The sequence below is a fragment of the Paraburkholderia sp. RL18-101-BIB-B genome (genome assembly GCF_046026985.1).
Taxonomy (GTDB): domain Bacteria; phylum Pseudomonadota; class Gammaproteobacteria; order Burkholderiales; family Burkholderiaceae; genus Paraburkholderia.
In genome coordinates, this window is record NZ_JARESV010000093.1 from 1 (window position 1) to 14,705 (window position 14,705).

Genomic DNA, 14,705 nt, shown 5'->3' on the forward strand with positions numbered 1-14,705 from the left:
CACAGCACCTTGGCTTCGGTCTTCAGCTTCTCGACCAGCGTCTTCACGTCCGGCACCTTCACACCGGCGGAGCGCTTGGGCGGCTCGACAACCTTCAGCGTCTTCAGGCGCGGCGTGACGTCGACACCCAGGTCTTCCGGCTTGACGACTTCCAGCGGCTTCTTCTTCGCCTTCATGATGTTCGGCAGCGTCACATATCGCGGCTCGTTCAGGCGCAAGTCCGTGGTGATGACTGCGGGGAGCTTTAAAGACAGCGTCTCAGCACCGCCGTCCACTTCACGCGAAACGGTCGCCTTGCCGTCGGCAACAACAACCTTCGAGGCAAACGTCGCCTGCGGCAAACCAGCCAGCGCAGCCAGCATCTGGCCGGTCTGGTTCGAATCGTCGTCGATCGCCTGCTTGCCGAGGATGACCAGCTGCGGCTGTTCCTTGTCGACCAGCGCCTTCAGCAGCTTCGCGACTGCCAACGGCTGCAGTTCCACTGAAGACTCGATCAGAATCGCGCGATCCGCGCCGATCGCGAGCGCCGTACGCAGCGTCTCCTGCGATTGCGCAACCCCACAAGAAACCGCCACCACTTCACTAACAACACCTGCGTCCTTCAACCGCACCGCTTCTTCAACCGCAATCTCATCGAACGGATTCATCGACATCTTCACGTTCGCGATGTCGACGCCCGTGCCGTCCGACTTGACTCGGACTTTCACGTTGTAGTCCACCACTCTCTTAACCGCCACCAGAACTTTCATCTAAACCCACTCCATCACAGTCCAAAGACTTCCACATCGAACGCATGACGCGCTCACTTGATGATCAGCACTTTCGAACGATCGAACGCCACCGTCACCGCGACGATCAGAATCACGCCGAACACGATCTGCTGCGCAAACACGCTGATCCCGACAAACGTCATGCCGACCCGCGCGACCGACACCAGCAGCGCGCCGATCAGCGTGCGGCCGATGCCACCCGCGCCGCCCGTCAACGCAGTCCCGCCGACGATCACCGCGGCGATCGCCGGCAGCAGGAACTGGTCGGCGAGTGTCGGCGATCCGCTGCCCAACCGCCCTGCCATGATGACGCCCGCAAGCCCGGCAAACAACGACGACGTCGCGAACACGAGGCAACGCGTCACCGGTACGCGCACGCCCGATGCGATCGCGGCCGGTTCGCCGGCGCCGATGGCGTCGACGCGCCGCCCGAACACCGTCGAACGATGCAGGAACACGCAGAGCAGAAAGACCACCAGCGCGAGCATGATTTCATGCGGAATACCGAACGACGAGCCCGTCGTCCAGCCGAGCGACGCGTTGCGCATCTCGTCGCTGATGCCGATCGAGCGCGTACCCGAAAGCGTCAGCGCTGCGGCCGACGCGATCCCGCCGACCGCCAGCGTCGCGATGAACGACGGAATGCGCAGCACGGTTTGAATCACGCCGCTCAGAAGACCAATCCCGAACGACGCGGCCAGCGCCACCACCGCCGCCAACGCGCCATAACGCGGCAACAGCATCGCAACGATCACGCTGGAAAGCGAAGCCACCGCCTGCAAAGACAGATCGATACTGCCCAGTAACACGACGAAGGTCGTGCCGGCCGCCATGATGAACAGCGTCGAACTGTCCGCGAGCAGCCCGAGTTGCGTCGAGGGCGCGAGGAAAGTGGGTTGCGCGATCTCGATCAGCAGATACAGCGCGATGAGCGCGATGAACGGCGCGTTGTCGCCGAGCCGTGCCTTCAATGATGCATTCATTTGTGCCATGTTGCCCTCACACCATGTGTTCGACGACGTCGATCTGCGACGGCTTGTGGCCGACTTCGCACGCGAGAATCTTCTGCGCGCGCCCGTCGCGCATCACCATCACGCGATGACTCAGCCCGAGAATTTCTTCGAGCGTGTCGCCGGTCAGCACGACCGCTACACCTTCGGCCGTCAGTTCGCGAATCAGTTGATAGACCTCTTCTTTCGCGCCCACGTCGAGACCGCGCGTCGGATGATCCAGCACGAGAATCCGGCTGCCCGCAAAGCGCCATTTCGCCAGCACGACTTTCTGCTGATTGCCGCCTGACAGATTGCGGCACGACGCGGTGGGGCCAGGCGTCTTGATGTGCAAACGCTCGATCCATTCATTGGCGATCGCACGCTCGCTTCGCTTGTTGACCACGCCGCTGCGGCTCACCGCGGCGAGGCGCGGCAGCGTCAGATTCTCGGCCACGCTCATCTGCGTGACGAGTCCCTCGACCTTGCGTTCGCGCGGCACGTAGCCGATGCCGAGCGAGACCGCATGCGTGGCCTGTGCCCGCAAGCGGGTTTCGCCAACCAGCACTTCGCCCGCGTCGAGCGACTCCAGGCCCGCAATCACGCGGCACAACTCCTCTCGCCCCGACCCGACCACGCCGGCCACCCCGAACACTTCGCCGCAATGCACATCGAACGACACGCCTTTCAGCGTATGCCCGAGCGACGCGTTACGCACCGACAGCGCGACTTCGCCGCGGCACGGTTTCTGCAAATTCTCGCGGTAGTACTGGCCGTCCATCGTGCGGCCGACCATCAGTTCGTGCAGTTGTCCGACCGACGCATCCGCCGACGCCATGCCGGCCACCACCTTGCCGTCCTTCATCACATAGACGCGGTCGCTCAGCGACAACAGTTCGTCGAGCCGGTGCGAGACGAACACGAACGACGCGCGCGCCTTCAGTTCACGCACGAGGCGAAACAGGATCTCGATCTCCGCCGCTTCGAGCACCGACGTCGGCTCGTCGAGCAGAATGACCGGCATGCCGTCGGTACGGCTCGCGAGCGACAGCGCCTTGGCGAGTTCGACCATCTGCCGCTGCCCGAAGGTCAGGTCTTCGCATAACGTCAGCGGATCGATATCGAGGTGCACGGTGGCCAGTTCGGCGACTGCAGCACGTTTGAGCTTTGCCCAGTTGACCCGGCCGAGTGTGAGAAACGGCTCCTCACGGCCGAGAAACAGGTTTTCAGCCACCGTCAGATTCGGCAGGATCGACTGTTCCTGATAGACCATCGCGATGCCCTTCGAGGTGGCATCACGCGGGTTTTTGATCACGAGCGGTTTGCCGTCGCGCAGAATCTCACCGGAATCCTGACGGTAGCCGCCCGTCAGCAATTTCATCAGCGTCGACTTGCCCGCGCCGTTTTCGCCGATCAACCCGACGATCTCGTTCGGCCGGATTTCGATCGACACGTCGTTGAGCGCCAGCACGCCGGGGAAACGCTTGGTGACGTTCTTGAGTGTGAGCATCGTGGTGTCTCCCTATCCGTTACTTGACGATGCGGCGGCGCGAGCGATTCAACGCCAGCGTCACGGCAACGATGATCAGCACGCCCTGAATGCCCTGCTGCACATACGGCGGCACGCCGAGCAACACCATGCCGTTGGCGAGCACGACCACCACTAGCGTACCGATCAGCGTGTTGAGCGGACCGCCATTGCCGCCCGCGAGCGATGTGCCGCCCACCACGATCGCGGTGATCGCAACGAACAACTGGCCGTTGGCGATCATCGCGTGACCCTGCCCGTATTGCGCAACCGCGAGAATGCCGGCCACGCCGTAGAACGCACCAGCGAGCGCGAACACCGCGATGCGCACGCGCGAGATCCGTACGCCGCTCGGCCGCGCCAGGTCCTCGCCGCCGCCGATCGCGAGCGTATGGCGGCCGAGAATCGTATGGCGGTGCACGAACCAGGCGAGCCCGAGCGCCAGCACGCCGATCCAGACCGACAGCGGCAGGCCGAAGTAGCGCGTGATCGAAATCGCGCGCAACGCCGTGTCGCTCACGCGGATCGTATTGCCCGACAACACGGCCGTGCCGATGCCGGTCGCCACGAAGCCGACCGCGAGCGTGGTGATGAACGACGGGATGCGCAGAAACACGTGCAGCACGCCGTTGGCCAGCCCCAGCACCACGCCCGCCGCGACGCCGATGGCCAGCACCCACAGGCCGAAGTGATTGTCGTTGTACGAGTTCTCGATCAGCATCGACACGGCGATCGCCGCCACCGCGACAATCCCCTCCGCCGACAGATCGATGCTGCCGAGCTGGATCACGAACGTGCCGCCGAGCGCGATCGTCAAAGGGATCACGGCGGCAATCGCGATCCGCGACAGGTTCATCGGGTCAAAAAAGTCATGGTTGAGCGCGCCGATGCACAGGCCCAGCGCCACCAGCACCAGCAACGGCGAGTAACGCCGCAGCAGTGCGCGCACGGCTGCGGGGCCGTGCGCGGACGCGGGAGATTGAGCGGCCTGCACGGCGTGCCGGGAAGAAGTCGCGGTGAGCTTATTCATCGATACACCACTGGCCCGGCAACGCGGGCATAAAGGTTGTTCCATTCCGCCTTCGGTGAGGCGGCGCGCGCGATCACGTCCTGAACGTTGGTTTTCGTGACGAACGTCGCGGTGCAAAACGACTCACGGCGGTCTTTTGCGAGCGTCGCCAGGTCGACTTTCTTATCCTTCGCCTGGAGACCCATCGAGAGACCGATGCCGCCGAGCCAGTACGGGTCCCAATCGACCGATGCGATCAGCTCGCCGGTCTTGATCGCAACGAGTCCCGGCTGCGTGCCGTCCATGCCGGTCACCGGAATCTGGCCGGCCAGACCTTCGGCGCGCAACGCCTCGATCGCACCGAGCGCCATGTCGTCGTTCGCGGCCCACACGCCTTTGATCTTCGAATTGAAGCGCGTCATCCACGCCTGCATGATCGGAAACGCCTTCTGCGAGTTCCAGTCGGCGACCTGAAAGTCGAGTAACTGAATGCCGGGGAACTTCTTCAAGGCTGCATCGAGACCGGCCTTGCGCTCGATCGCCGGCACGTTGCTGAAGATGCCGCCGAGCGCGACCACGCCGCCCTTGCCGCCCATCGACTTGAAAAGCTGCGTGGCCGTTTCCTCGCCATACGCGACGCCGTCGTAAGAAAGATGCGCCACGTAGTTCGGGTTGAAGTCCCACGGGTGCAGGTCCTTCGGCTTGTTCCAGATCGTCGTGACATACGCGCCGGCCTTCGAGCAGGCTTCGACGATCACGCGGGCGTCGGCGGAATCGTTCGGGTCGACGTTGAGCACGAGATTGCCGCCGGTCTTCTGCAGCAACGCGCGGATATCCGCGATGCCTTTCTCGGAACTGCCCTCGGTCGTGAGCGGCACATACGGCAAACCGACGCTCTTCGCGAAGCTTTGCGCGCCCTTGTTGAACGCCGTGTAGTACGGGTTGGTCAGCGAACGGAACGAGCAGGCGAGCGTGGTCTGCCCCGCGCCGAACGAGAGGCCCGACATGCCGCCACCCGCGACGGCGAATGCCGCGCCCGCGCCGAGCTTGATGAAGTCGCGGCGTGATACGCCTGCGCGTTGATCCTGTCTGTTCATGATGTCTCCTCCGAGCGAAAGAACCCTCTGTTCAGGGCCGTGTATAAATAACCGGATATTTACCCCAAGGAAGTGATACGCAATCATTCCGCGTACCCTTCCTCAGTCCTGCTTGCGCAACTCCGGCATCAAACCGCGGCCGCAGCGGACTCGCGCATCGCGCGTCCGGAAGTGCCCGCGAGCGCGCCCGGCATGGGCACGGGTTGCGCTACCAGCCCGCGAATCAGATCGGCGGCCTTTTCCGCGATCATCAACGTAGGCGCATTCGTGTTCGAGCTGACGATGCGCGGCATCACCGACGAGTCCGCGACACGCAAACCCTCGATGCCACGCACGCGCAATTGCGGATCGACAACCGACAACTCGTCCACGCCCATCTTGCAGGTGCCGACCGGGTGATAGCCCGTGCGTCCGTACTGCTGCGCGTAGGTTTCGTATTCGGCCTGCGTGCGCACCTTGCCACCCGGAAAATGCTCGCTCCGGACGTACTTGCGCAGCGCGTTCTGACTCATGATTTCGCGGCTCTGCCGAATGCCGTCGACGGCGACCTTCAGGTCGTACGGATTGCGAATATAGGCTGGATCGATCAGCGGCGCATCGGCGGGATCGGCGCTGTGCAACGTCACGCTGCCGCGGCTGCGCGGACGCAGGAAGTACGAGTTGAGCGTGCAACCCGAACCGGACGGCACCGGCGGCACACCGGCCTCGACCCCGGCACCGGGCAGGAAATGGAATTGCAGATCGGGCGTCGGCACACTGCTGTCCGAGTACCAGAACGCGCCGCCTTCGGCGATATTCGACGTCACCGGTCCCTTGTTGAACAGTTTGTACTCCAGTCCGGCGAGCAGCATCATGTGCTTTTTCGCGTACTTGTCGAGACTATAGGGGCCGTTGAGTTCGTAGACGATGTCGATGTCGAAGTGGTCCTGCAGATTCTGTCCGACGCCGTTCAGCGCATGCACGGGCTTCACGCCGACCCGCTCCAGATCTTCGGCGCGGCCGATCCCGGAGAGCATCAACAGTTTCGGCGAGCCGATCGCACCGGCGGTCACGATCACCTCGCGTTCGGCGCGCGCAATCGTCACGTTAGCGCGCTCGCCGCGCGGCGCGAATTCGACACCGACCGCGCGGCCGTTCTCGATCACGACGCGCGACACGAGGCAGTCCGTGCGAACCGTGAGATTGGGCCGCGAGCGCGCATCACGCAGATAGCCGACCGCGGCACTGCAGCGTTTGCCATTGCGCTGCGTGACCTGATACACGCCCACGCCTTCCTGCTGCGCGCCGTTGAAATCGCTGTTGTACGGCATGCCGGCTTCCTGGCCCGCGAGCACGAACGCCTTGGTCAGTTCGTTGACGCTGATGAGATCGGACACGCCGAGCGGGCCGCCTACACCGTGATATTCGTTGCACAGGCGCTCGTTGTCTTCCATGCGGCGCAGGTACGGCAGCACGCCGTCGCGAAAGCCCCAGCCGGTGCAGCCGTCGCGTTCCCAGCCGTCGTAGTCGGCGGGCTGGCCGCGCGTGTAGACCATCGCATTGATCGAGCCGCCGCCGCCGAGCACGCGACCTTGTGCGAACGGAATCTGGCGGCGCTGTGTTTCCGCTGCCGCCGTCGTGCGATAACCCCAGGTCAGCGGACCGCCCGTCATCTTGAAGAAGCCGACGGGCATATGGATATACGGATCGGTATCGGCGGGCCCGGCTTCGAGCAACAAAACACGGTTGCCGGCGTCCTCGCTCAGACGCGCCGCCAGCGCACAACCCGCCGCGCCGCCACCTACGATCACATAGTCATACATTGCTGTCTCCGATACGGTTTTCTACGGTCACACGCTGCGCGTGATCCGGATGTTGCGTGCGGCTCTTCACGGCCGCTCGATCAATTCAACGGGTGTTACGCGATCCAGCGCGGCCGCTTGCCGAGTTGGACATGCACCGACTTCAGCTCCGTGTATTCCTCCACGCCATAACGGCCCGTTTCGCGGCCGATGCCCGACTGTTTGACGCCGCCGATCGGCATTTCGGGGCCGCCGGTAATCGTGCAATTCACCCAGATACGGCCCGCCTGAACCTCGCGGAAGCTGCTGATCGCACCTTGCAGGTCGCGCGTCCAGATGCTGGCGGCGAGGCCATAAGGCACGCCGTTCGCCAACTGGATCGCCTCTTCGAATGTATCGAACGGCGTGACCGACAGCACCGGTCCGAAGATCTCTTCCTGCGCCAGTGCGCTTTGCGGCTGCACGTTGCGGAACAAGGTCGGTTGGATAAAGAAACGCTCACCGTCGCTGGTCGCCTCACCGCCGTGAACCAGTTGTGCGCCGTCACGCCGGCCCGCGTCGATGAAGCCGCGAATCTTCTCGAACTGACGTGCTTCCACGATCGCGCCGACATGGTTCGATGCATCGAGCGGATCGCCCACGCGCACTTTTTCGAACACGGCTTTCACGCGCGCGACGAGTTCCTCTTCCACCGAACGATGCACGACGAGCCGGCTGCCTGATACGCAGCACTGCCCCGCGTTAAAGCAGATGCCGAAGGCAATGGCGTCGGCGGCATCGTCGAGATCGGCGTCCGAGAAAACGATTTGCGGATTCTTGCCGCCGAGTTCCAGCCCGACCTTCTTCATGTTGCCGCCGGCCGCGGTGAGCACGGAGCGGCCCACGGGCGTCGAGCCGGTGAACGACACCATGTCGACGTCCATATGCTCGGCGAGCGCCTGGCCGACCACCGAGCCGAGCCCCGTCACCACGTTCACGACGCCGTCCGGCAAGCCGGCTTCGGTCAGCAGTGCGGCGAGCTTCAGTGTGGTGGTCGAGGTGAGTTCAGCCGGTTTGACGACAGCCGTGCAACCCGCGGCGAGTACGAACGGCAAACGCTCGGAAAGAATGAAGAACGGAAAATTCCATGGCGTGACGATGCCGACAACACCAATCGGTTGACGCACCGTCAAGCCGAACAGATCAGCGCCCAGCGTGTCGTGCGAATCGCCGTGCACGACGCGTGCGAGACCGGCCGCATATTCCCAGATGCCTGCCGCCGCATTGATCTCGCCGCGCGATTGGCCGATCGGCTTGCCGCTTTCCAGCGTTTCCACATACGCCAGCGTTTCGACATTGTCGCGGATCAGACGCGCGGTTTTCAGCAGCACGGTGGCGCGCTGCTCGCCCGACAGGCGCGACCAGCGGCCGTCGTCGAACGCGCGGCGCGCGCTGGCGACCGCTGCGTTCAGATCGTCGACGGATGCGCGCACCGTGGCCGTGACTGGCACACCGTGACCCGGGCTCTTACGCTCGACGAACTCGGCGGTGCTGCCCGCGTAGTCCTTGCCGTCGATGAACATCGGCGTGCGCAGCGGCTCCGCCGGAAGACGAAGCGTTGCTGCGAGTTCATTCAGATTGCTCATTCCTGTCTCCAGAGTTTGCATTCACGCGGGCGCTGAAACGCGCGCCGCGCGCGAGGTAAACCGGTTCGGCAAGACAATGCTTCTGGCATTTTTGGCGCCTATTCTGCACCATCCAGTTACTTCCTCGCAATGCCTTTTTGGTCTATAGTCGCTGACACGACACCAGGTCGACCGACACCGTTCCCTCACACTTTTTTCCTGCGACCAGCCAACATGACTCTTGCGAGCACACCCCCCGGCCGGGCATCGAAAACGGCCCAAGCCGGCGCCGCGCAACCGCCGCGGCAACGCGACCCCGAAGTCACCCGGGCGCGCATTCTCGAAGCCGCCAAGAAGGAGTTCGCCAAACTCGGCCTCGCCGGCGCTCGCGTCGAAGCCATTGCCACGCGCGCCAAGGCCAACAAGCGGATGATCTATCACTACTTCGGCAGCAAGGAGGAGTTGTTCCAGGCTGTGCTCGAAGATGCCTACGCCGACATCCGCTCCGCCGAACTGAAGCTGAACCTCGACCACCTCTCGCCCGAAGACGCGATCGTCGCGCTCACCACGCACACGTGGAACTACTACCTGAAGAACCCTGAGTTCATGACGCTCGTGAACAGCGAGAATCTTCACAAGGCACGTCATGTGAAGAAGTCCGAACGGTTCAAGGAACTGCATCATGGCTTCATCTCGATGCTGCAACGCATAATCGATCGGGGCGTCGAAGCGGGCGTGTTTCGCGCGGGCGTCGATGCAAGGCAACTGCACATCACCATGGCGGCAGTCGGCTACTACTACCTGACCAATCGCTTCACGAGCGGTGTGATCTTCGACATCGACTTCATGAGCAAAGAGGCTTTGAAAAACCGTCTCGACTTCAATATCGAAACCGTTCTGCGCCTGCTGCGCCCCTGATCGCCGTGACGGCTGAAGCGCCCGGATACGGCGCTTCACGTCACCGCGAGCGGCGTCAGGCCACTCTGGCATGTGCTTCACGCGCTTCATTTTTTCCTCGCGCCAACAGTGCCTCGTCGAGGAGCGGCCGGAACGACATACGCGCCAGCACATCACGCTCTACATCGACACCTTCCGCCACTTCGATCAAACGCACGCCATTCTCTTCGAGACGGAACACGGCGCGCTCCGTCACGTACAACACTTCCTGCTTCGCGATACGCGCCTGCTCGCCGCTAAACGTAATGTGCTGCACGCGTTCGACGAGCTTCGGCACGCTGCCCGGCGCCACGATCTTCACGCCCGCGCCAGCCTGTTCGACCTGCAACCCCTTCGCTTCGAAACTGCCGCAAAACACGATCTTTCGCGCGCCCTGAGTGATGTCGATGAAACCACCCGGCCCCACCACCGTCGCACCAAGCTTCGACACGTTGATGTTGCCTTCGCCATCCATTTCGCCCATGCCGAGGAACGTGATGTCCACGCCGCCGCCGCTATAAAAATCGAACTGGTCGACGCTCGAGAGGATCGCCTCCGCGTTGCGGGCGGTGCCGAACATCGGCCCGTCGAGCATCGCGCCGTTGTGAATGCCCTGCTCGACCGAACCCCAGAACGTACCGAGCCGACCGTGTTGCGCGAGCACGCCGGGAATGCCGCCCGGAATGCCGAAACCGAAATTCGCCGACTGTCCCTCATGCAATTCCTGCGCGGCGCGCGCGGCGATGATGTAGCGGATGCCCGTGGGAATTTCGTAGAAACCGTCGTCGATCGGGCTCAGTGATTCGCCGCTCAGCGCCGGGTCGTAATCGGCGACCACGCATTGCACCTGCTCCCGCGTCTCGACGAGCGTATCGACGAGAATCCCCGGAATACGTACGAGCCGCGCCGGCACATAGCCCTGCGTGGTGCGCTCCTTGACCTGCACGATGACGCGGCCGCCGCTGTTATGAGCGGCAAGCGCTGCGGCGTATGTGTCGAGATCGGCGGGCTCGCGGCGCAGCGTGACGTTGCCGCACGCATCGGCTGACGAACCGCGCACGATCGCGAAGTCCACCTTGAACGGCTTGTAGCGCAGGTATTCGCGCCCATCCAGTTCGATCAGTTCGACCAGGTCTTCACTGGCGCGCGCGTTGATCTTGCCGCCATCGATACGCGGATCGACAAAGGTACGCAAGCCGACATGCGTGACCAGCCCCGGCCGCCCCGCGCCGATTTCGCGCAGCAGCGTGGAAATCGCACCGGCGGGAAAGCTATAGGCCTCGAACGCGTTGTCTTGTGCCATCTGCTGCATCGCCGGCGACCAGCTCCAATGTCCGCCGATCACACGCCGCACCATGCCGGCGTGTGCAAAACGTCCGAGTCCGCTGCACTTGCCGTCGCCGATACCGAGCGCGTGAACCACCGTCAGGTCACGCGGATGTCCCGTCTGAAGAAAGCGCTGTTCGAGCGCCGCAAGCACGGCGTCCGGCTCGAGCAGACCGCCGCCGGAACCGGCCAGCGCAATGGTCGCAAAGTCGAAAATTTTCCCGGCCGCCTCGGCGGCATCCATCCACTTATCCAAACCATCCTCCACTCAGATCGGCCTCAAACCTCGTTGACAGCAGCGATTCGTTGGTCTTAAATAACGAACCAGTTGGTTACTTGTTGCCAATGTTGGCACAGGGAATCACGTAATTCAAGTAGCGATGCGCGAGGCTCGGGTTTACCTGAACGAGCCCGATCAGACGCAAAAACAGGTACCGATCATTACGATGGAGACAGCATGAAACTCTCAGACACGCATCAACAGATTCGCGAAACCACGCGCCGTTTCGCGCAGGAAGTGATTCGTCCGATCACGGAAGAACTGGATCGCGACGAGCGCTTTCCCGCCGAGATCTACGCGCAGATGGGCGAACTGGGCCTGTTCGGCATTACTGTTCCGGAGGCGTTCGGCGGTGCCGGGCTCGATGTCACGGCGTATGCGCTGGTGATGGAGGAACTGTCGCGCGGTTACGCGTCCGTGGCGGATCAGTGCGGCCTGCTCGAACTGGTCGGCACCCTGCTTTCGGTGCACGGCACCGACGCGCAGCGCGCGAAATACATGGAGCCGTTGCTGCGCGCGAAGCTGCGTCCCGCGTATTGCATCACCGAAGCGGACGCCGGCACCGACGTGTCGGGCATCCGCACGACAGCGGTCCGCACGCCCGAAGGCTGGGAGCTCAGCGGCGCGAAACTGTGGATTCACAACGCGCCGGTCGCGGACGTCGCGTTCGTGCTCGCGCGCACCGACCCTGCCGCGGGCCGGCGCGGCATGAGTATTTTCATCGTGGACTGCGCGCTCGCCGGTGTGTCGAAAGGCGCGAAGGAACACAAGATGGGCCAGCGCGCGTCGCAAGTCGGCGAACTGCATTTCGATCGCGTGAAGCTGCCGCAAGACGCGCTGCTCGGCCAGGAAGGCCGCGGCTTTCACATCATGATGAGCGTGCTCGACAAGGGCCGCGTGGGCATTGCGGCACTGGCGGTCGGCATCGCGCAGGCGGGCCTCGAAGCGGCGCTCGACTACGCTCAGACGCGCAAGCAGTTCGGCAGCCACATCGCCGAATTCCAGGGCATTCAGTGGATGCTGGCCGACATGGCGACCGACATTCAGGCCGCGCGGCTGCTCGTGCACGATGCGGCGGAACGGCTCGAAGCGGGCGAACGCGCGAGCATCGCGTGTTCGATGGCGAAGTGTTTCGCGGGCGACACCGCCGTCAAGCACAGCGCGAACGCCGTGCAGATTTTCGGCGGCAGCGGCTACATTCGCGGCTATGAAGTCGAGCGTCTGTATCGCGACGCGAAGATCACGCAGATCTACGAAGGCACCAACCAGATTCAACGCACCATCGTCGCGCGCGATCTGATCGCCAACGGAGCCACGTTATGAGTGCGCGGCCCATTGCTCTTGTCACGGGCAGCCGGCGCGGCATCGGCCGGGCGATCGCCGTCGAACTCGGGCACGCGGGTTTCGACGTTGCGTTGACCGATGCGGTGGCGTCGCAAGAACTCGACGGCGCCGTGCGCGAGGTCGAACAAACCGGCGCGCGTGCGATCGCGGTCATCTCCGATCTCGCCGACATCGACTCGCATCCCGCCACGTTAAACGAGATCGAAGCAGCGCTCGACGGCCAGATCGATTGCCTCGTGAACAACGCGGGCGTCTCGGTGATGTCGCGCGGCGATCTGCTCGACGTGACGCCGGAAAGTTTCGACCGCTGTATCGCCGTGAATACGCGGGGCACGTTCTTTCTCACGCAGGCCTTCGCGAAACACTGCCTCACGCGCTCCGGCGGCGCCGTAGCGCCACATCCTTCCGTGGTCACGATCACGTCGTCGAACGCGATCGCGGCGTCACCGTTGCGCGGCGAATATTGCGTATCCAAAGCCGGACTTTCAATGGCGAACACGTTGTTTTCGCTGCGCCTCGCCGAACACGGCATCAGCGTGTACGAAGTGCAGCCCGGCCTGATCGAAACCGAAATGACGGCGCCATCCCGCGCGCGCTACGACACGCAGATCGAGCAAGGGCTCACCGCGATCAAACGTTGGGGCACGCCGCAGGAAGTGGCGACCACCGTGCGCACGCTTGCAACGGGCGGCCTTCCCTATAGCGTCGGGCAGGCGATCCGTATCGACGGCGGCCTGCTCGTCACCAAATATTGAGTTGCATATGAACCTGACAATGAAACTTCCGACCGCGTCCGGCACGATGGAAACGTATCGCGTGGAAGGTGTGCCGCTCGAAGTACGGCCGCCCGAACGCGAATTCAACCGCATCGCGTATTCCGCCGCCCACGTGGTGGCCGATCCGCTGCGCGCGGGCGAACTGAACGCCGCGCCCGCCATCGACTGGGATCGCACGATCGCTTACCGGCGCTATCTGTTGCAGCAAGGGCTCGGCATCGCGGAAGCGATGGACACCGCGCAACGCGGCATGGGCTTGCCGTGGAGCACGGCGCTCGAACTGATCACGCGCAGCATCGAAGGCACGCGCGACATTGCGGGCGCGGCGATCGCGTCGGGTTGCGGCACGGACCATATCGCGCCCGCTTCGGTCACGAACTGCGATCAGGTGATCCGCGCGTATGCGGAGCAACTTGAGGCGGTGCAGCGCGTGGGCGGCCGGGTGATCCTGATGGCGAGCCGCGCGCTCGCGCGGGTCGCGCGTACGCCGGACGATTATCGGCGCGTGTATCGCGAAGTGCTCGCCATGTGCGATCAACCGGTGATCCTGCACTGGCTCGGTGATATGTTCGACCTCGAACTCGCGGGCTACTGGGGCGCAAATGAATTTGCCGGCGCAGCGCAGGTGTGTCTCGACATCATCGGGACGAGTGCTTCAAAAGTCGACGGCATCAAGATCTCGCTGCTCGATGAGCAGAAGGAAATCGCATTCCGTCAGCGCCTGCCGCACGGCGTAAAAATGTACACCGGCGACGACTTCAACTATCCCGCGCTGATCGCCGGCGACGGCACACATTTTTCGCACGCGTTGCTAGGCATCTTCGACGCGATTGCGCCGGCCGCGTCGCAGGCGCTATCCGCTCTCGCCGCCAACGATCACGCCAGCTTCAACGCGCTGCTCGCGCCGACCGTGCCGCTCTCGCGCCACATCTTTCGCGCGCCGACGCAGTACTACAAGACGGGCGTGGTGTTCCTCGCGTACCTGAACGGCTTCCAGGATCACTTCTTCATGCCCGGCGGCCACCACGGCATGCGTCCGCCCGCCTATCTCGCCGACGTCTTCCGTCTCGCCGATCAGGCCCGCTTGCTGCGCGATCCCGCGGATGCCGTTGCGCGCATTCGCCGCGTCATGGCGCCCCTCGGCTGCGGAGACTGACGATGAGCCGCCCAACCGGTGCTGTGCGGCACATGGTGTTCTGCCGGTTTCGGGGCGCCCGGCCCGCGGCGCGGGGGGGGGGGGGGGTGGGGGCGGGGCCGCGGGGCCG

At 63.7% G+C, this 14,705-nt stretch carries 12 protein-coding genes; 4 read left to right on the forward strand and 8 right to left on the reverse strand.

All coding sequences use genetic code 11. The features are described 5' to 3' along the window. The 7 genes from P0D73_RS44880 to P0D73_RS44910 all read right to left on the reverse strand — a co-directional run. A partial coding sequence (locus tag P0D73_RS44880; RefSeq protein WP_408283619.1) for an electron transfer flavoprotein subunit beta/FixA family protein occupies positions 1 to 749 on the reverse strand: 749 nt, incomplete at its 3' end. Positions 750 to 802: 53 nt separating this feature from the next. Beyond that, positions 803 to 1,762: an ABC transporter permease gene (locus tag P0D73_RS44885; RefSeq protein ID WP_342960446.1), complete on the reverse strand. Its 960-nt coding sequence runs from the start codon at positions 1,760 to 1,762 to the stop codon at positions 803 to 805. A gap of 7 nt (positions 1,763 to 1,769) precedes the next feature. Then, positions 1,770 to 3,269, reverse strand: a complete 1,500-nt coding sequence (locus P0D73_RS44890) for a sugar ABC transporter ATP-binding protein (protein WP_408283622.1) — start codon at positions 3,267 to 3,269, stop codon at positions 1,770 to 1,772. Between the two features lie 19 nt (positions 3,270 to 3,288). Then, positions 3,289 to 4,317, reverse strand: coding sequence for an ABC transporter permease (locus tag P0D73_RS44895; protein WP_408436128.1), 1,029 nt, complete (start codon positions 4,315 to 4,317; stop codon positions 3,289 to 3,291). Then, on the reverse strand, positions 4,314 to 5,393 hold the full coding sequence (locus P0D73_RS44900; RefSeq protein ID WP_408245952.1) for a sugar ABC transporter substrate-binding protein: 1,080 nt from the start codon (positions 5,391 to 5,393) through the stop codon (positions 4,314 to 4,316). The genes P0D73_RS44895 and P0D73_RS44900 overlap by 4 nt, the downstream gene beginning before the upstream one ends. Before the next feature lie 128 nt (positions 5,394 to 5,521). Beyond that, complete coding sequence (locus P0D73_RS44905) at positions 5,522 to 7,195, reverse strand: GMC family oxidoreductase (RefSeq protein ID WP_408436131.1); 1,674 nt, start codon at positions 7,193 to 7,195, stop codon at positions 5,522 to 5,524. A gap of 95 nt (positions 7,196 to 7,290) precedes the next feature. Continuing rightward, positions 7,291 to 8,799 carry an aldehyde dehydrogenase family protein gene (locus tag P0D73_RS44910; protein WP_408436134.1) on the reverse strand — a complete coding sequence of 503 codons (1,509 nt, stop codon included), beginning with the start codon at positions 8,797 to 8,799 and terminating at the stop codon, positions 7,291 to 7,293. 213 nt (positions 8,800 to 9,012) lie between these two features. On the opposite strand from P0D73_RS44910, the gene P0D73_RS44915 reads away from it, so the two are divergent. Next, on the forward strand, positions 9,013 to 9,696 hold the full coding sequence (locus tag P0D73_RS44915) for a TetR/AcrR family transcriptional regulator (protein WP_132378592.1): 684 nt from the start codon (positions 9,013 to 9,015) through the stop codon (positions 9,694 to 9,696). 55 nt (positions 9,697 to 9,751) lie between these two features. Here the strand turns inward: P0D73_RS44915 and P0D73_RS44920 are convergent, their stop codons facing one another. After that, positions 9,752 to 11,284, reverse strand: coding sequence for an acyl CoA:acetate/3-ketoacid CoA transferase (locus tag P0D73_RS44920; RefSeq protein WP_408436140.1), 1,533 nt, complete (start codon positions 11,282 to 11,284; stop codon positions 9,752 to 9,754). A 213-nt stretch (positions 11,285 to 11,497) separates the two neighbouring features. On the opposite strand from P0D73_RS44920, the gene P0D73_RS44925 reads away from it, so the two are divergent. From P0D73_RS44925 to P0D73_RS44935, 3 genes are read left to right on the forward strand one after another with little or no spacing between them, the layout of a single operon-like run. Continuing rightward, positions 11,498 to 12,643: an acyl-CoA dehydrogenase family protein gene (locus P0D73_RS44925; protein ID WP_408182622.1), complete on the forward strand. Its 1,146-nt coding sequence runs from the start codon at positions 11,498 to 11,500 to the stop codon at positions 12,641 to 12,643. Then, complete coding sequence (locus P0D73_RS44930) at positions 12,640 to 13,419, forward strand: 3-ketoacyl-ACP reductase (RefSeq protein WP_408436137.1); 780 nt, start codon at positions 12,640 to 12,642, stop codon at positions 13,417 to 13,419. The genes P0D73_RS44925 and P0D73_RS44930 overlap by 4 nt, the downstream gene beginning before the upstream one ends. 7 nt (positions 13,420 to 13,426) lie before the next feature. Further along, positions 13,427 to 14,596, forward strand: a complete 1,170-nt coding sequence (locus tag P0D73_RS44935; RefSeq protein ID WP_408283641.1) for a dihydrodipicolinate synthase family protein — start codon at positions 13,427 to 13,429, stop codon at positions 14,594 to 14,596. The last annotated feature ends 109 nt before the right edge of the window (positions 14,597 to 14,705 follow it).